The sequence below is a fragment of the Brevibacterium sp. HMSC22B09 genome (assembly GCF_001806795.1).
Lineage (GTDB): Bacteria > Actinomycetota > Actinomycetes > Actinomycetales > Brevibacteriaceae > Brevibacterium > Brevibacterium ravenspurgense.
Map to the genome: position 1 here is coordinate 66,426 of NZ_KV786007.1, position 18,037 is coordinate 84,462.

13 protein-coding genes and 1 tRNA gene are annotated in these 18,037 nt (G+C 62.2%); 4 read left to right on the forward strand and 10 right to left on the reverse strand.

The annotated features are described in order from the left end of the window. Positions 1 to 79 precede the first annotated feature (79 nt). Positions 80 to 808, forward strand: a complete 729-nt coding sequence (locus tag HMPREF3087_RS03710; RefSeq protein WP_070428106.1) for an SAF domain-containing protein — start codon at positions 80 to 82, stop codon at positions 806 to 808. Between the two features lie 253 nt (positions 809 to 1,061). After that, entirely contained in the window at positions 1,062 to 1,526 is a 465-nt protein-coding gene (gene mscL, locus HMPREF3087_RS03715) for a large conductance mechanosensitive channel protein MscL (RefSeq protein ID WP_070428107.1), read from the forward strand. A gap of 969 nt (positions 1,527 to 2,495) precedes the next feature. Here the strand turns inward: mscL and HMPREF3087_RS10490 are convergent. The 3 genes from HMPREF3087_RS10490 to HMPREF3087_RS03725 all read right to left on the reverse strand — a co-directional run bounded on the left by HMPREF3087_RS10490 (position 2,496) and on the right by HMPREF3087_RS03725 (position 8,797). Further along, positions 2,496 to 2,780: a hypothetical protein gene (locus tag HMPREF3087_RS10490; protein ID WP_141738860.1), complete on the reverse strand. Its 285-nt coding sequence runs from the start codon at positions 2,778 to 2,780 to the stop codon at positions 2,496 to 2,498. Between the two features lie 7 nt (positions 2,781 to 2,787). Then, the gene (locus tag HMPREF3087_RS03720) at positions 2,788 to 7,497 is read right to left on the reverse strand and encodes a DUF4011 domain-containing protein (RefSeq protein ID WP_070428108.1); all 4,710 of its coding nucleotides are present in this window, start codon (positions 7,495 to 7,497) and stop codon (positions 2,788 to 2,790) included. 124 nt (positions 7,498 to 7,621) lie between these two features. Then, a complete protein-coding gene (locus HMPREF3087_RS03725) occupies positions 7,622 to 8,797 on the reverse strand; it encodes a YkvI family membrane protein (protein ID WP_083272015.1) in 1,176 nt (391 codons plus the stop codon). A 557-nt stretch (positions 8,798 to 9,354) separates the two neighbouring features. Between HMPREF3087_RS03725 and HMPREF3087_RS03730 the strand changes: the two genes are divergently transcribed. After that, positions 9,355 to 9,427, forward strand: a tRNA-Arg gene (locus tag HMPREF3087_RS03730). 93 nt (positions 9,428 to 9,520) lie between these two features. On the opposite strand, the gene HMPREF3087_RS03735 is transcribed toward HMPREF3087_RS03730, so the two are convergent. The 7 genes from HMPREF3087_RS03735 to pdxH form a co-directional block, all read right to left on the reverse strand. Continuing rightward, complete coding sequence (locus HMPREF3087_RS03735) at positions 9,521 to 11,215, reverse strand: polysaccharide deacetylase family protein (RefSeq protein ID WP_070428109.1); 1,695 nt, start codon at positions 11,213 to 11,215, stop codon at positions 9,521 to 9,523. Between the two features lie 147 nt (positions 11,216 to 11,362). After that, positions 11,363 to 12,367 carry a universal stress protein gene (locus tag HMPREF3087_RS03740; protein WP_070428110.1) on the reverse strand — a complete coding sequence of 335 codons (1,005 nt, stop codon included), beginning with the start codon at positions 12,365 to 12,367 and terminating at the stop codon, positions 11,363 to 11,365. Between the two features lie 89 nt (positions 12,368 to 12,456). Next, positions 12,457 to 12,975 (reverse strand): HNH endonuclease, encoded by a 519-nt coding sequence (locus tag HMPREF3087_RS03745; RefSeq protein WP_061942025.1) that lies wholly within the window; start codon positions 12,973 to 12,975, stop codon positions 12,457 to 12,459. Positions 12,976 to 13,156: 181 nt separating this feature from the next. Continuing rightward, a complete protein-coding gene (locus HMPREF3087_RS03750; protein ID WP_070428111.1) occupies positions 13,157 to 14,008 on the reverse strand; it encodes a C40 family peptidase in 852 nt (283 codons plus the stop codon). A 187-nt stretch (positions 14,009 to 14,195) separates the two neighbouring features. Continuing rightward, positions 14,196 to 14,939 (reverse strand): C40 family peptidase, encoded by a 744-nt coding sequence (locus HMPREF3087_RS03755; protein WP_070428112.1) that lies wholly within the window; start codon positions 14,937 to 14,939, stop codon positions 14,196 to 14,198. Positions 14,940 to 15,098: 159 nt separating this feature from the next. Further along, a complete protein-coding gene (locus HMPREF3087_RS03760; protein WP_062020516.1) occupies positions 15,099 to 15,770 on the reverse strand; it encodes a metal-dependent transcriptional regulator in 672 nt (223 codons plus the stop codon). 196 nt (positions 15,771 to 15,966) lie between these two features. Beyond that, positions 15,967 to 16,641 (reverse strand): pyridoxamine 5'-phosphate oxidase, encoded by a 675-nt coding sequence (pdxH, locus tag HMPREF3087_RS03765; protein WP_070428201.1) that lies wholly within the window; start codon positions 16,639 to 16,641, stop codon positions 15,967 to 15,969. Between the two features lie 78 nt (positions 16,642 to 16,719). On the opposite strand from pdxH, the gene serC reads away from it, so the two are divergent. Beyond that, entirely contained in the window at positions 16,720 to 17,838 is a 1,119-nt protein-coding gene (gene serC, locus HMPREF3087_RS03770; RefSeq protein WP_176745000.1) for a phosphoserine transaminase, read from the forward strand. Positions 17,839 to 18,037 lie beyond the last annotated feature (199 nt).

The window sequence follows — 18,037 nt, forward strand, 5'->3', positions numbered from 1 at the left end:
GTCGGACCGGTTCGCGACTATAGGTCACAGTTGTTGTTTTCCTCGCGTGTCGGCCTCTGGGTGAGCACACACTGGAGGCATGTCTGAACGCCTTGCCTCTCTGCGCCGAACAGTGCGAGCGCACCGAATGGTCCTCGCCCCGCTGTTGGTGGGACTTGCCACGCTGATCGCTGTCTGGGCTGTCATCCCCCAGACGTCTGGCAAGCCCGTTGTGGTTGCTGCCACGAGTCTTGCGGCAGGAGAGGAAATCACGTCGGCCGATCTCGACGTCCGCACGTATCCTCCAGCGCTCATTCCCGACAGCGCTCACAACTCCATTGACGCGGTGATCGGGGCGCACGCTGCCGGGGCTCTGTCTGCTGGCACTCCTATTACGGATGACTCTCTGCTGGAAAAGGGCACCGCACCGGAAGGAACAGTCCTGGTGCCGGTGCCCGCGGCAGACCCGGCGGCAGCTTCGATAATCCAAACCGGCAGCAAAGTGCGCATTTATTCAGCACAGGGTGGCGGCTTCGATGGAGCTGCAGGGTTCGACACGGTGGCAGGTGCGGATGCAGGTGCACAGGGCGGCGCCGCGGACGAAAACAGCGGGAAGAACAGCGGCGGTGCTGGTAGTTCAGGTGCGAAGGATCTTGTGAAGAACAATTCCGCAGTTGTGCAATCAGCCGTGGTTACGGGAGTGTCTCGCCCGTCCGGTGGTGCTTTTGATGACGGCAAACTCGTTCTGACACTGGCTGTCACGCCAGACGAAGCGGCCCGACTTGCAACGATCCCGCCGGACATGCTGAGCTTCGCAATCGTGCAATGACCGGCTGGCGACGGGGCCTGCGGTGTCAGCGGGGCCCTGTGAGGTTGGCGGTGAGCACTCTTTCGCTGGTGCATACGACCCCATTTGCTCGCTTGAACAGGACGAGGGTCACAAAAAGCTGTGATCCTGTGACAGATTGCACGCGGCGAAGGGATGAAACCCTGTAAACTCGGCCGATTTTCAGCCTAAACTTAAAGAGTATCTGTCTCGAGCAGTGTCCTGTTCAGAAACCAGGACTGCGAAAGGGAAAACAATGCTCAAAGGCTTCCGCGACTTTATTCTGCGCGGCAATGTTGTCGAACTGGCAACCGCTGTCATCGTCGGTGCTGCGTTCACCGCAATTGTCGAAGCGATCTCGACCAAGCTCATCCAGCCGATGCTGGCCGTTGCAGGCCCGCCGGACATGGAGGGCCTCGGCTTCGAAATCGTCTCGGGCAACAAGGCTACGTTCATGGACTTCGGTGCTGTTATCACCGCGGCCATCAACTTCATCATCGTTGCAGCGATCGTCTACTTCGTCATCATCGTTCCGATGAACAAGCTCAACAGCCTGCGCAACACCGGCGAACTCGAAGACGAAGACGTTCCGCCCACTCAGGAAGAACTGCTTGCTGAAATTCGCGACCTGCTTGCTGGCCGCTCGCTTGCCGGCGACGCGACCGAAGAAGGCAACAACGTGAACTTCGACGACGGTTCGAGCTCCTCGCCCCGTCACTGAGGTTGAGGATCAGCGCTGAGCGCTGACACCTGAATTACATGCTGATGCCCCGAGCACAATGCTCGGGGCATCAGCATTTTTGTGTTCGCAAAGATATGTCAACGCTGCATCCCACCCCGCCCCACGCTTTAGCAACACATCCACGCTTTAGCAGTTGCGGCTAAAGCGAAGATCCCGGCTAAAGGGAGTCTCCCCGCGGCTAACGGGAGTATTTACGGCTAAAGGGAGTCTCGCGGCGGCAAACGGGAGTATTTACGGCTAAACCGCAGATCCCGGCTAAAGGGAGTCTCCCTGCAGCAAACGGGTGTTTTTGTGGCTAAAGCGTGGATTCGCTTCTTACGGGTGGATTAGTTGCCAACGGGCGTTTTTCCCTGCCTCCACACCCAAAACCACGAGGTGCCATCCCCGCCAGACCCGGACCTCCACCTCGTGCCCCGCCTGCAGCAGCTTCCCAACACCCACCCCACGCCTTAGCAACACATCCACGCCTTAGCAGTTGCGGCTAAAGCGAAGATCCCGGCTAAAGGGAGTCTCGCTGTGGCTAACGGGAGTATTTACGGCTAAAGGGAGTCTCGCGGCGGCAAACGGGAGTATTTACGGCTAAGCCGCAGATTCCATCTAACGGGTGTTTTTCTTGGCTGAACGAGGTGAGAACTGCTGAAAACCACGAGGTGCCAACCCAGCCAGACCCGAACCTCCACCTCATGCCCCGCCTGCAGCAGCGTCCCAACACCCACCCCACGCTTTAGCAACACATCCACGCCTTAGCAGTTGCGGCTAAAGCGAAGATCCCGGCTAAAGGGAGTCTCGCTGTGGCTAACGGGGGGCAAGTCCATTGTGTGTGTGGCTAAAGCGTGGATTCGCTTCTAACGGGTGTTTTAGTGACTAAAGCGCAGATTCCATCTAACGGGTGCGCCGAAGCACGATCCCACCCCGCCCTGCTGATTCAGCAACAAACAGAGGCGGTCGTCAGCGGGATTTTGGTGCCCAGTGGGGTGGACGATCAGCCAACAGCCTGTCGTCATTCGACCCACCGGCACTCTGCCCCGACTCATTGCGCACAGTGCGCAAGTACGCAGCCTTCGCCGCGGCGATGCGCGCCTGACGTTTGGCCTCATCAGCGGCGCTGCGGGTCACTTTGCTGGGGTCCGCCTCACGGCTGGACGATTCGCCCGCGGCTGTACCCGCACGAGGTGCCGCACCACAAACTTTGTCGTCACCCGAGTGCGACTCCCCTGAAGAACCTTCAGTCACGACACACTCAGTCCCGGTCAGCAGAATCTGCGCTGCCCGAGCCAACATTCCCGCCGGACACAGATTTTTCACCAGCGTCTTCTTCGCCATCTGCATCGTCTTCACGCAGACCAGCGTCAATCAGATCCGCATCGCGCAGCAGACCCGTGTCATATGCCGGCATCACCTGATCTTCAACTGCCGCTTCGGGCGAAGCGCTCAGCGAAGCAGCCTGCTCGGTTGGAGTCTGCGGCTGCTCCGCGGAAGCCTGCGACTGATCGGCAGCACCCGCAGCCTCACCCGGCTGCCCACCAGCACCAGCCGAACCGGCACCTCGGCCGTCAGCCCCTGCACCAGCCCCAGCCTCAGTCGCAACCTCAGCCGAAGATTCAGCCCTCTGCAGAGCTTCCGGGTCTTCTTCCGCAGCAATATCAGCCCACGCCTGGTAGATCCGGTCGGTCTGGCCCTGCGGGTCAATGAACGCGTCAGTCGACCACACACGCAGGAACGTCCAGCCGCGGCGAGCGAAGCTCAGCGGGCGCAGGCGCTCACGCTCACGCAGCGAAGGCGAGGTTGTGTAGTCCAGCCCGTCGGCCTCAACAGCCAGGACCATGCGCGAACCAGCCTGCGAAACAAGCGGCACCGCAAGATCCAGCCCACCGTAGTTGTCAACGGGCTCCAGACCCTTAGCGTGCAGACGTGCAGAAAGATCAGCCATCAACGGTGAGCGCCCCCGCTCATCCTGCGATTTCTCAATGAACGATGAACCCGACCGAGCCGCTTCAAACAGCACCGGCAACAGCGCCGAACCGTGCCGCAGCCTGGACCGATCAAACTCGTCCGGGTGGAGGCACGAAACAACCGTCAACCGCTGCTTAGCCGGCGTGACCGCAGCAGCGAGCACCTTCTGCCCGCCCGGCTGCGCAAGTTCACCGAAGCTGTACAGCATCCGGCCGGCCAGAGTGCGACCCCAGCCGACGGTGAAGATCACCGCATCGCGCGACAGCGTCTGCGCGCGGTAAGCATCCGTGATGACGAACGGTTCGTCGCCCTCATTCGAGAAGAACGCCTTGAGCTCCGGATAGCGCGGCATCTGGCGGGCAACCGCGAGCGCAATCCTGCGTGCGTGCCACGGGGTGAGCGCAATAACGCCCAGTGTCTGCTCCGGGCTGGTGCGCGCGTGTTCGAAAACAAGACGCACCACCTCGGCAACCTCGACATCGGGGCTTTCCACCTGGCCGGTAGCCGAATCCGGGCTGCCCTCTCCCCCGTCCACGTGAATGAACGCAAGACCCGTGGGCGCACCCGCATCCGCAATCGGCAGGGACACGAGCTTGTCGTCGTAGATGACATCGTTGAGCAGACCCGCAATCTCCTGCGGAACCACCCTGTGATTCGTGTGCAGACGCAGCCTGGGCACCACCGGGGTGAGTGCTTCGAACACGCTCAGGCCAGCTGATTCGGGCTGTGTACCGGTCCGCCGCTGTGCTGACACGGAGAACTCCGTGGGCCCCAGCAGCTTGTCGTCACCCAGGGCCAGCGTGTGCTTGGCCAGCGCGATCGGCACGAGCGCTTCCGGCACCGACACCCGCGCGGCATCGCCGATGATCACGGTGTCGAACAGAGCCCGCTCCACCAGGGCCGGGTCCGTGCCGAACTCGCCGGAGAACTCGTCTTCGAAAGTCTCGCCAGCCGGACTGGCGCCGTCTGCCGGGTTAGTCTCGTCTTCCGCACCCTCAGCAGTTCCCGAGGTGCCATCACTCGAGGTGCCCTCGGCACCTGGTTCTTCTGTCTTGTTTTCCGCACCCGAGGTGCCACCGACCCGGTCCTCTGCCGGCACCCGGGCAAGGGCGTCACCAAAGGTGTCGGGGACGCTCACCGGGCTCATCATCCACACCGGCGCCAAGGCCAGCAGAACGTGCGGGGCGCCGGCGGCCAGGCGGCTGAGGTTCAGCCCCTCGCCCAGCAACTCAGCCCGCAGGAGGGCCGCTTCTTCCGGGTAATCCGCAATGGCTTGCTGCCAGGCTTCAGCGCGCGCATACAGCAGACGCGAAGCTCCGGCGGACACAAACGCCGCATCCGTGCGACGGAAATCGGCGGCCAGGCGGTGCAGGGCATCGCCGTCGTGTTCGCCGACCTGCGGGTCAGCCGCCGCCATCTGCTGCAGAACCGTCGCCCAGTAGGCCAGATCGAATTCGCTGCCGACTTCCTCCGGGCGCACACGGCGACTGCGCAGGTCGTACAGCAGTTCGCGCAGTCCCGCAGCTTCAAGGTCACGGCGCAAGCCCGTGCGGCGCGGGAGGTCGTCCAGAGCGGCTCGGTCATCAGCCATGGCAGCAAGGCGCGCTTCGAGTTCCCCGATGTGCATCGCATCGAGGTCTCCCCCGTCCGGGGTGTCCGCCAGGATGGGGGCAAGAGAATCAAGATCCGCGGCCACGCGGTCAAACAGGTCCGATACTTCCGCCAGGTTCGACGGCAGGCTGGGAATGTTGGCCCGCCCGGTGATCCGCTCAGTTTGCTGCAGCTGATCCCGCAGCGTCTTAAGCCCTTCGTGCACGTCGACGTCAGCCAGTCCGCTGCGCACAAGGGAACGCGCGTGGCGCTTGAGTTTGCCGCGCTCAAAAACACCCATATCAACGTTGTGATCGCGGCGGTATTCAACCGAACCGGTCGCGTCAATCAGCATGTCGAGATCTTCGCGGTAGGCCTCCGGCATGAACGTGCGCATGCTGCTGTCAATCGAACGCAGCAGCGCCAGGCTGTCGGCCCATTCGGCCATCGTCCAGCCGGCCGTCACACCGGATTCTTCCAGCGCGGTGCGCATCATCCGGGTGAGCTTCGGCAGAGCGTCAACACAGCGTTCAGCCGTCACGCGCGCCTTTTCCGCCTGCGCGGCCGTGTCGAAGCGCGCGCCAAACCACACGGTGTCCTCAACACCGAGGGTGAATTCGCCCAGCTTCGCCAACTGGACCAGCTGGCTGCGCAGCTCGGAGCGCTGCGCCTGCGACATGCGCATAACGCCAACCGGCAGACGCACCTCGGTGCGCGGGCTGTTCTCAGCAGAGGTCAGATCCGCCAGGTGCTCCATCGTCGAGTACACCGAAATGCCCCACGGACGGCGCGGTTCGTGCAGCGATTTGGCGTGCTTCGTCAGCTTTTTACGCTGCTTGCGCAGACGCGAAACAAGATCGTCGATGTCCGGTTTCGCAGCCTTTTCCGCCTGCGAAATCATGGCGATCAGCTGCTTCTTCACCGCCGAACGACTGCGACGCGCATCCACCACAAAGCCCGCCAGCCCGGCGGACGCGAAACGATCCCGGTAGTCATCGAGCGTGTCGGAGTCATTGGCCACAAACAGGCTGGGCCGACCGGCAAACGCCAAACTCGTTGCCGCGGCAACCGCCACCTGCGTGGCACCCGTGCCAGCGGGAGTATCAACCGCCGCGCTCGAGCGCTCCATAATCGCGTTGACAACCGCCTGCTGGTCGCCATCAACATCAAGCGCCAGAAACTCATCGCGCGGGTCGCGGTCTTCCAAGGGCCGAATGGCCAGACGCCGCGCGGCACCGCGCTGGCTGTCCTCGGTTTCGCTGGGGTCGGTTTGGGTGGTGCCGGCTGGGCTTTGCTCAGCCGGGCTGGGCTTCACGGCCCCTTCCCCACCGGTAGCTTCAGCTGCGGAATCCGCGGAAGAGGTGAGCGGCGCCTCGTCAGCTTCCGAAGGCGAGGTTTCTGACCCGGGTGCCGAGCCATCGGCACCGTGCTGGCCGGCAATGCCGACATCCTGCGTCCCAGCTGACACGGAAGCGCTCAAAGAGGCGATCAGGGTGTCCGCGCTCGAGGCGGTATCGACGGTCCGCTTGCGGCCTTCCTCTTCGTCAGTCGAACCGGCCTCATCAGGGGTGACACCGCCGCTGAGCAGCGGGACGGTGTCGTTCTTGGGGGAATCTTCGTCTGGGGTGTCTGCGGGCGGGGTGCCAGAGTCGGTGGAGGTGGGCGGTTCGGCGGGTTCAGCCTTTTCGGCGTCGAGAACAGCCTGGGCCATGCGCGCAAGAATCGGGTGGTCCTGCGGAATGTCGGCGGAGCCAATAGCCGATGCCACATTCGCGAAGGTCGACACGAACAGGCTGTACTCTGCGGTCAGACCGGGATAGTCAACAGTGGCTTCGCGCACCCGCTCAAGCACCGGGCGGGCATCAAAGCGGCGGGGACCGCCCGTGGACTCGAGCCATTCGTCAACATCAACCTCAATGCCCAACTCAGAGCGCAAGAACGCAACAAAAGCGGGGTTGATTGAGATCGTGTCGTCAAGAGTCAGCTCAACGTCGTCCTCACGCCGGCCGACAGGGCGGATCTCAACCCGCCGCAGAACCAGCGGTGCGTGCACCTGCTGGCCCGAACCGGACAAACGCTGGGTAAAGCGCACAGCGCCAATAGCGAGGTAGGCGGCAGAAAAGCTGCGTTCAATCCGCAGTTCACGGGCCTTTTCGGCAATTGAACGGGCACGGCGACCCGCATCCTGCCGCTGCTGTTCATCGCGGATGAGGCTGGTCAGGCGCGTGGGCCTGCCCGCCATGAGCTGTGCAATGCCCGAAGGGTGGGCGGTCGAAAGATCAAGAGAGCCATCGCGGGACTCTCGGTACCGCAGCATGGTGTCGCGCCCGCCGAGTTTTTCGGCACGCGCTGTCCATTCAGCGAAGACGTCGCTGATTCCCCTCTGCGTTTCTGCTTGATCTGCCACGCATCCACCCTAACCGCCTAAGCGCGCGAAACCCCCTAAGCCGCAAAGCGTGGCGGGCTCAGGGGGCGCGCAGCAGCGTCAAGCGCTGGTCGTGTTCTGGCGGTGCTCGTGTTAGGCGCGGCGGTCAGGCGGCGCGGCGTTTGCGCACCGAATCGTAAATTGTGCGCACAATGATCACGATGATCAGCGCACAGCCCACGTAGCCGACGGTTCCGTAGATCTTGTCGACCAGAACGCTGAATGGCAGGAAGCCACAGGCGATCAGCGCAATACAGATGACGACAGTGACAACAACGTTCCACTTGCGCGGAACAAAGCCCATCACCTGATTCTTCACAACCCAGTACAGCGGGGTCGCGGTCGAATAGATGCCCAACATGACAACAACGGCGAAGGCCACGCCAACAGCCGGGTGGATCGTCTGCCCCAGAGCCAGGGTCGGAACTTCCTTGTCGAGCGCCAGCGTGAGGTTGGTCAGGATGGCCAGGGTGATCATGAGAACACCAATGCCCAGACCCAGGCCGCCGAGAGCGCCGGCAATCCCCGCCTCGCGCGTGCTCGTAGCCTCCTTGCCCAGCTGCGAGAAGAACACCATGCCCAACAGAATGTTGAAGCTGACGTACAGAACCGCAGACCACGCGAAGTGGCCCGTGATCTGCGCGCTCTGTGCCGCCTCGGGAAGGCTGCCGAAAATCGGCTGATTGCCCAGCTCGCCGAAGTCGCGCACAAAGATGATCGTTCCGACAACCACCGTGAATGCAATGATGACCGGGCCAATGGTGCCGATGATGTCCACCAGACGCTCCAGGCCGGCCAGAACGGTGGCCAAGCCCAGCAGGCCCATGCCGACAACACCGATCCAGTTGGGCAGACCGGTCAGCTCATTGAGCACCGCACCCGCGCCGGAGACCATGATGACGGCAACCGAGAACGAGTACAGCACCGCAAACCACTCAAGCACCGTGCCGAGGAAACGGCCCACGTAGTAAGTGAACACCTCGGAAGACAGTTCCAGCTGCAGTTCGTGGCCCTTGCGCATGATGAGCGCACCGACGGTCATAAACAGCAGGGTCGAAATGACACCGCCCAACATGCCCACAATCCCGAAGGACGCGAAGAACTGCACGGTCTCCTGACCCGTCGCGAAACCAGAGCCGATCAGGTACGCGATCGACGCACCCGCAAAACGGCCGACGTTCGTCCAGCGCACCTTTTTCGAATCCGCTTTGACGGTCGTTGCATTGGCCTTATCACCGCTGCCGCCGGCAGCAGAATGGGAATCGGCTGCAGACTCAGCCATGGGCATCTCCTTGTGTACGTCTTGGAATCACATTGCGGGCGCAGCGTTCAGCGCCAAAAGTCCGACCACACAGGCTAGCCCACTGTCGCATTCGTCACTCTCAGCATCCGGAATCGGCACTCAGGGATCTCAGCTTCCGGCCCCCAGGAGAAGGTCGGCGCCCGCGGGAGCGACACCTCGTCATTCCCTACCGAGCACTCCACTGCCCGCGGGAGCGACACCTCGTACACCCCAGAAACAGAAAACACCCCTTAGCAACAAAAACACCCGTTAGCCGTAAGCAGACTCCCCTTAGCCGGGATCTGCGGCTTAGCAACAACTGCTAAAGCGCAGATTCGTTGCTACCCGGTGGTAGCCGCCTGGAGGGTGCGAGCGTGGAAACCCCACCGCCCCACCCACGAGGTGGAGGCTCCCTGGCCACGGGAGCGGCACCTCGCACTGAGCCCGAGGTGGAGGTTCCCTGGCCCCAGGAGCGGCACCTCGTACCGGGGTCGGGTGAGGGTGGGGACACCGCGGTGTCATTCGCACCTGCGATGTCCGCTAAACTGTTCCGCGTTGCCCCCGTAGCTCAGGGGATAGAGCACCGCTCTCCTAAAGCGGGTGTCGCAGGTTCGAATCCTGCCGGGGGCGCCGCGGAGCGAACTCTGCTCTGGTGGTCAAAAACTCGAGGAATCCGACATGGATTCCTCGAGTTTTTGCACGTGAGAGCAGAAGGGCGAGCGGTCAGCTTTCCTTTTCCACGTACGGGTGTTCTGGCGTCGAGCACAGCTGACCGTGGTAGCCGCGGCAGAAGTACTCCTTGCCCGCTTCGAGCTTCATGTCCTTGAACATGTAGCCCACCGGCACCAGGTAGAAGCCCTTGTCCTGCAGGCCGGAGAAGATTCTGGGCGAAGCATCGACAGACGTCGGGTGGATAGCGTGCAACAGCACAATCGAGCCCGGCTTGGTGTTCGACAGAGCCACCTGTGTTACGTAGTCGGGGTCGCGGTGCTGCCAGTCGAGGGTGTCGACATCCCACATGATGAGTGCCTTGCCGTGGTCGGTCTTCACACCGCCGGCCTTCTTGGCCTTGCCACCGGCCGTCGGCTGGTCAGAGCTGTTCTGGTCCGAACTGTCGCCCGACGGATTTCCAGCCGGCGATTCATTGCCCGTGGGCGCGCCGCTGCTCTCAGCCTGCCCCGTCGGTTCGGCGGTTGTCTTCGCACCAGCTGATTCGCCGAGCGTTCCGTCACCCTGCGTCACTGTGTCCAAGCTCTTGTTCGAAGCGCCGTAGGGCGGACGCAGCATGGTTGGGTACTCACCAATCGCGTCGTACACAGCCTTGTCGGTCTTGTCGATCTCCGACTTCTGCTTGTCAGCCGACAGCTTGCTCAGAGCAGGGTGCGTGAACGAATGGTTTTCCATTTCGTGGCCGGCTTCGTACAGCAGACGCGTATTCTCCGGCAGATTCTCCACATTGCGCCCAATTTCGAAGAATGTGGCCCGCACCTTAGCTTCGTCAAGAGCGTCACCCAGGCGTTTGGTCAGCGCTTCGTCAGCCGGGCCATCGTCATAGGTGATAGCCGCACACGGCAGAAGCGCGCACGTGAAGTCAGGCAGGTACGGGTTTTCCTTCGCCTCGATGGTCAGGCCCTTGCCCAGCACCCCGGCGAGGTTCTTCCCGGATTCACTGAGCTTGTCGTCACCGGCTTCCTCATCGCCAACAGTGATCGTGTCCCCTGCGACAGCAATCTGACCTTCAACGCCTTCGGCTTTGATCGAGTCAATCGGCTCAGTGGCGTTGTTCTTCGTGTCCGTCAAAAACTGCTGACTGGTGGTGGTGCCGCCCGCACGCACATCCAGCTGGGTAACGAGGAAATCGCCACCAGCACCGACGATGTGGGACTCCACGCTTGCCGCCGAACCACCACTGCCATCACTGCTGTCCGCACCGCTGGTCGGCTGTGAAGCAGCCTCTCCCCCGGCTTCACTGGACTCACTGCCAGCAGTGCTTCCTGCGCCGCCCGCGCCGCCAGCACTGCCCGCATCAGAGGCTTCCGTGCTTTCACCCTCAGCCGACAGACCATCAAGGGCAAGGTATTCGGCTTCGTCCCAGCGCTTCTCCGGTGCAGTGACCTCCGGCTGGAAGGCCTTGCGACCCTTGAACGCGCCAGCTTCCTCCAGCGCCTTCAGAGCAGCTTCTTCCAGTGCCTCGTTCAGCGATTCCTGGCCCGGAATGCCGAACAGATTGACCGAAGCCTCCTGTGTCTGCACCGCGTAGCTGCGCAGGAGCCCCGGAAGTTCGTCCTTCACACGCTCGGCAGGAATCGTCACATCGTCCTGCGAAACTTGGGCTCCCGGCTTGTCACCGCCTTTGATGGCGCAGCCGGAGAAGACAAGCGAGGCCGCCAGAATGCAGCCAACAGAAGAAAAGCGCACAGCAAGTCCTACTGAAAATGGAGTATGGGGGAACAGGAGTAACTGTACTCCTCGAAACTGAGACAGCCGACCGGGCATCCGCCGGCCGGCTGTCCTCATACGCTCACAGCACTGCACTCACGCGCTGAGCTGCGAGCGGAAGCGAAATCAGTCGCGCTTCACGCTGACCACCATGGTCGGGCAGTGCGAGTACGGCAGCACCGACTGCGAGGTCGAACCCAGCAGCAGACCGGCAAAACCACCGCGGCCACGCGTGCCGACTACCAGAATGTCCGCCGTGTCAGAGGCACGAACAAGAGCCTCTGAGGGCTGGCCGTCCAGCAGCATCCAACCGACCTCAAGATTCGGGTGCTTTTCGCGCACAGACTTGCACGCGGCTTCGAGCTTGTCGGTTCCGCGCTCAACGAACTTCTTGAGCTCTTCCGTGCTGGGCAGCCATTCCGGACCGACGATCGAGGTGGTGATGACCCCCATGACGGTCAGCGGAGTGCCGCGTTCCTGGGCAAGTTCGGCAGCCTTCCACAGCGCGGGCGATTCCTTGCCCATGGCGTCGACGCCCACAACCACGCGGCCTTCAAAGTTCGGCCCTTCGATCGTTTCGGATTCTTCGTCGAACTGGAAGTGCGTACCAGCAGAGTCAGCCAGCGGGAATGACGACGTTTGCTTGGGCACACGCTCCTGATCTTTCGACCAGCCGACGGGCACCACGATCGTCGGGCAGTGCGAGTGAGCAGGAAGCGCGGAGGACACAGTACCCAGCAGGCGACCGGCAAAACCACCGCGGCCACGCGAACCGACAACAGCCAGCGACGCCTGCGCGGATTCGTCCACGAGAACACCCGCCGCGTCGCCGATTTCAATAACTGCTTCGACAGAAACACCGGCACTCTTGACCTTTTCGGCCGCGGACTTCAAAGATTCGGTGACTGCCGCACGCACAGCGGCATCGTCAATCGGCACATAGGAAACGTCGATTGTCGCCGCGGCGACCGACGGGATTGTGTACGCGCCGACCAGACGGATGGAACGGCCGGTGGCTTTCGCTTCGCTGACCGCGAAGTCGAGGGCATTGAGGCTCGCATCGGAACCGTCGATGCCGACAACGATGGCCTGGGCGTCTGCGACGTCCGGAAGATTGTTCTCAGGTGACACTGCAGGTCCTCTTACATCGGTTGGCTCAGGCATGCGCCTGCTGATACTGCAATTCTATCGGCCAACCCCGCAGAGTGTGCAGTGGCACACTATGCGACCGAAGTCAGCTCACCATGTTCTGCCAGGTTGAGGAACGGCTGCCAGGCCGGGGCGGGACGCTCAAGATCGCGCAGCCAGCAGCTGCCATAGTCCGGCGGTCTGGGCGTCACCTGCAGCTGCCACCCCATTTCCTGCGGTGTTCTGTCGGCCTTGCGGTTATTGCAGTCGCGACAGCAGGCAACCAGGTTCTCCCACGTGTTCTGGCCACCGCGTGACCGCGGAAGGATGTGGTCGATGGTTCCCGCGGGCTTCCCGCAGTATCCGCATCTGTTGTGATCGCGCCGCAGCACAGCTTTGCGTGACGGCTGCGTCACCCTGCCCACTGGCGGGCGAATGTACCGAGTCAGAAGGATAACAGCCGGCTGTTCAATATCGAGGTGTTCGCTGCGAACGCGAGCTCCGGAAGCTGCCAGGACCGTGGCGCGGCCCGCCAGAACCAGAACAACCGCCCGCTTAAAGGACACTACCGACATCGGCTCGTATCCGGCGTTCAGAACGAGGGTCTTCATCAGTTCCACCTAGGTTCAGGTCGTACTCGGCCAGCACGACGTGACGAAAACCACGCTACACACAACAGCGCCGGCGTCAACGACATCGACGTGAACTGCAGGTGTCGAAAGGCCGCACAGACAGCAAAAACCCCGAGCACTCAGGCTCGGGGTCTGTGCTGAAAACTCAGATTCTGGAAGATCAGAGAACGCGAATGAACTTGGCGCCGTCCGCGACCATCCAGTTGATGGAACGGTACGAGGTATCGACGCGCGGGTTGCCAGCGTCGTACATCATGCCGTTGCCGGCGTAGATGCCCACGTGATCGGGCGACCAGATGATGTCGCCGGGCTTGGCAGCCGAACGTGGAACCGTCTTGCCGGCATTGCGCTGACCAGCCGAGGTGCGCGGCAGCTTGACGCCGACCTTGCCGTAGACGTAGCGGGTGAAACCGGAGCAGTCCCAACCGGATGGCGTGGTGCCACCGAGGTCATACGGGGTGCCCACGTACTGCTTCGCAATAGCGAGGACCTGCTGGGCCTTAGGGCCATCCGGCACCGAAACCTTCTTCGATGCGCCGCCGGACTTCTTCGCACCCTTCGAGGAGGAGCTGCTGCTCGACTCCGATGCCGAGGTGCCGGTCGAGTTCGAAGACGAACCGCCAGTCGAGTTCGAGTTCTGCTGAGCCGCGCCGTCACCAGCGGCGGGAGCTTCAACCGGAGCTTCCGGAGCCTTGGTCGCCGTCACGGGAGATGCGACAGCGGCACCAGCAACGGGAGCCTTTGAATCAACAGCGTCAACCGTAAAGCCGGCCTGCGAGCTGGTTTCCTCGGCGTCACCCTCCGAAGCCTGCGCCGTTGCCTCAGCGTTGGCATCACCATCACCGAATTCGGTCGGGGCAACAGCCGCAATGACCAGGCCACCCGCAGCGGCGGCAACAGCCGCGCGCTTGCCAAGAGCACCCGAGTTGGCGCTCAGAGCTTCTGTAATTTCAGTCAGAGGCGTCTTGACCTTGGTGTCGGCGGCGCGACGTCCTCGCTTCTTTACAGCCACGTGTTCTCCAAATCTTGTTCGCTGAGCCCTGACGGGCTTTCGCTTGCACTCGTCAGACAATAACGGACTTGCAACAGAAAATCACATTAAGATCACGGAAAGTGAAAAACTCTCAGGTTTCCGACTGGAATTCTCAGGTTTCTGCGGCGTTTTGGTCACGGTCAGACGCGTTTGTGTTGAGAAAGCGTCACAGAACCCGGATGAAGATGGCGTCACTCATCCACGATGCCGAGGTGTAAACCGTGCCCTTGCGCTTATTGCGGGCGTCGACCATCTTGCCGTTTCCGGCGTAGATGCCCACGTGACCGGGGTGCCACATAAGGTCGCCCGGCTTCGCCTGAGAGCGCGGAACGACTTTGCCCGCACCCTTCTGCGCGCTCGAACCGGACGGCAGGCTCACACCCACCTTGCCGTAGACATAACGGGTGAAGCCGGAGCAGTCCCAGCCGGAAGGTGTTTTTCCGCCCCATACATAGGGGGTGCCCACGTAGCTCTTGGCGATCGAAACAACCTGCTGGGCCTTGGGCCCCGAAGCGGGAGCCGCATCATCCGAAGAATCGGAAACAGAGTCAGCCGCGCCGCCAGCATCATCGGACGTCGGAGCAGGTTTAGGAGCCTTCGAAGCGGTGACAGCCGAAACCTCTGCAGCACCGGCAAGAGCTCCATCAGCCTTGCCTTCGACAACAACCTTGTCCTGCGCCTTGAAGTCGTCTTCAGCGGGGGGTGCGGAAACAGCCTCTGCTTCGGCTTCATTACCGGCTTCCGAAACCGTGGGAACCGCAACGCTCAGAGCCAGACCGGCACCGGCAGCCGCAACAGCGGCGCGCTTGCCGAGGACATTGGAGTCAGAGCGGAGGAGGTCCGTCAGATCAGACAGTGGGGTCCTGACCTTGGTGTCAGCCGCCCTGCGTCCGCGCTTCTTCTGAGCCACGTGATTCTCCCTGAACGTCGAAATCCTGCGAAGTACAGAACGGAACGTTACACAACCGAGACCTAAAAGTCACATTTAAATAACGCCCAGGAAGCTGAGAGTCTGCGCAGAGCAGCGTTTATGCAGGTCAGAGACCTTTATAAAGTGGTGTAATTCCTGTTACACAACGATAACGAGGACGTTTTCAGCCATCTCGGAAGGCAGATCCAGCACCTCGTCATTCCCGGAAACAGCGAAAGTCACGTAGTCCCCAGCCACCGAGACCTCCACCTCGGCCCCCGGAACAACCCCAGTGCGCTCGCACTGGGCCAGCAGATCCTCATCCACCTGCAAAGGCTCAGCAAAGCACACAATCCGCACCCTCTTAGCACCCGCGCGCAGCGAAAGCTCAGAAGCCGGAAGCGCGGCATCATCAGCCTCAACATCCGCACCGGGAATCGGGTTGCCGTACGGACTCGTGGTGGCATCCGGCAGGATCGCAACGAGCTTCTCCGTGACCTCGTCACTCATCACGTGCTCCCAACGGCACGCCTCATTGTGCACCTTGGGCCACTCCAAGCCGATGACGTCAGACAGCAGGCGCTCAGCCAGGCGGTGCTTGCGCATAACGCTCGTCGCGAGCTCACGGCCCTCCGCAGTCAACTCCAGACGACGATCACTGCCGACAATCAGAAGGCCATCGCGCTCCAAACGCGCAACGGTCTGTGACACAGTCGGGCCAGAATGGCCCAAACGCTCCGCAATGCGAGCACGCAGGGGCACGACCTTCTGCTCTTCAAGTTCCGTAACGGCCTTGAGATACATCTCCGTAGTGTCGATCAGATCCTGCATGCTTCTCCGTTCACCATCGAGTCCGAAGGCTGACTATACAAATATACGCACAGGCGTATACGTGGGGAGGCTCAGCTTGTTGCGGCTGCGGAGCGGTGGTCGGCGCTCGGTGGGCCTGTGCTCGGCAGGCCGACACCCAGCACTCCCCGCAGCGGCCTACGGCTCCAGGCGGGCACTCACGGCCCCAGGCGGGCACTCACGGCTCCAGGCGGGCAACCGACCACTGGGACGCGTCCGCCAAATCTGCCGGACCGCCCGAACGACTGGTGAAAACGCACCGGTCGTGCATCCGGTTCTCCATGCCCTGCCAGAACTCGACCTCGAAGGGACGAAGCAGATACCCGCCCCACGTATCCGGCCGTTCGACCGGGCGGCCGGCAAGCTCCGCCTCGACATCCTGATAGCGCTTCTCAAGAACAGACCTGCTGCGCACCGGCTGGGACTGGTGGGAAGCGACCGCCCCAATCTGCGAACCGCGCGGACGCTGTGCGAAATAGGCATCCGATTCTTCCGGCGAGACCTTCTCGACAACAGCCCGCACCCGCACCTGGCGGCTGAGTTCGTGCCACGGGAACACGAGCGAGGCACGCGGTGACTGCGCAAGCTGCGTGCCCTTGGGGGACGTGTAGTGGGTGTAGAAGACGAAGCCGCGCTCATCAAAGCTCTTCAACAGCACCAGGCGGGCGGTTGGACCCGTGTCATCCGCGGTGGCAACAACCATCGCGTTGGGTTCGCGCAGGTGGTCATGGGCATAGTCGTACCACGCGGCGAACTGTTCAAACGGCGTCTTCTCAAGATGGTCAAGATCGTCAGCACCGTATTCAATGCGCTGCTGTGCGAGTTCGGCCAGGGAATCCGGGATGTCGATCATGTTCCAAGACTACCCGCGCGCCCACGGCGCGCACGGGGCCTGTCCGACCAGCGAGCCGGGCCTGACTACGATGAAAGCGTGATCACGATTCCAGAAGAGCTGCTGCCCGCCGACGGCCGTTTCGGCGCTGGCCCCGCTCGCATTCGCCCCGAACAGATGACCGCCCTGGCAGACGCTGCCACAACCGTTATGGGCACCTCGCACCGTCAGGCGCCCGTGAAGAACATCGTCGGACGCATCCGCGCCGGACTGACCGAACTGTACAACCTCCCCGAGGGGTACGAGGTGGTGCTCGGCAACGGCGGTTCCACCGCCTTCTGGGACGCCGCATCTTTCGGACTGGTGCGCAGGAAGGCCGCGCACGGTTCGTTCGGCGAATTCGGAAGCAAGTTCGCCAAGGCCACCGACACGACTCCGTTCCTCGACGACTCCGCTGTTTTCGAAGCACAGCCGGGTTCGGTTGCTGTACCCACCGCGGTTGACGGCGCTGACGTCTACGCGTGGCCGCACAACGAAACCTCGACCGGCGCGGCCGCACCCGTGCGGAGGCCCGAAGGCATCGCCGATGACGCTTTGGTTGTCATTGACGCGACTTCGGCTGCCGGCGGACTCGACGTCGACATTGCCGAAACCGATGTCTACTACTTTGCGCCGCAGAAGAACATGGGCTCCGACGGCGGTCTGTGGATTGCCATTATGAGCCCGCGTGCAATTGAACGCGCCCGGTCGCTGAAGAGCTTCGGCCGTTGGATCCCCGCATCGATGGATCTGGTTACGGCCATTGACAATTCGGCGAAGAACCAGACGTACAACACCCCTGCCGTGGCCACGCTCATCATGCTGGCCGAGCAGATCGACTGGATCAACGGCAACGGCGGTCTGGCTTGGGCTGCCGAGCGCACCGCAACATCGGCAGGTTTGGTCTACGACTGGGCTGAAAAGAGCGATGTCGCACGCCCGTTCGTGGAAAACCCGGACGACCGTTCCAACGTCGTGTGCACCATCGACTTCGACGAATCCGTCGACGCCGCAGAGATCGCGAAGACGCTGCGCGCCAACGGCGTTGTCGACGTTGAGCCCTACCGCAAGCTGGGCCGCAACCAGCTGCGCATTGCCACCTTCGTTTCGGTTCCGCCGGAAGACATCAAGGCACTGCTCGACTGCATCGACTTCACACTCAGCGCTCTGCGCGGCTGAGGTTGCGTTTGGCTTGCGGCGGCCGACGCTAGGCAGCTGGCGTCGCTGGCACTGGTTCTGCCGTTAATCGGCTGACGCTGCAAACACAGAAATGGCGAGGCTCCCAATCTTGGGGCCTCGCCATTTCTGTCTGCTCAAGCGGTGGCCCGCGCTGTGATCGGCACCTGCTCACACACCCGTTAGCAACAAAAACACCCGT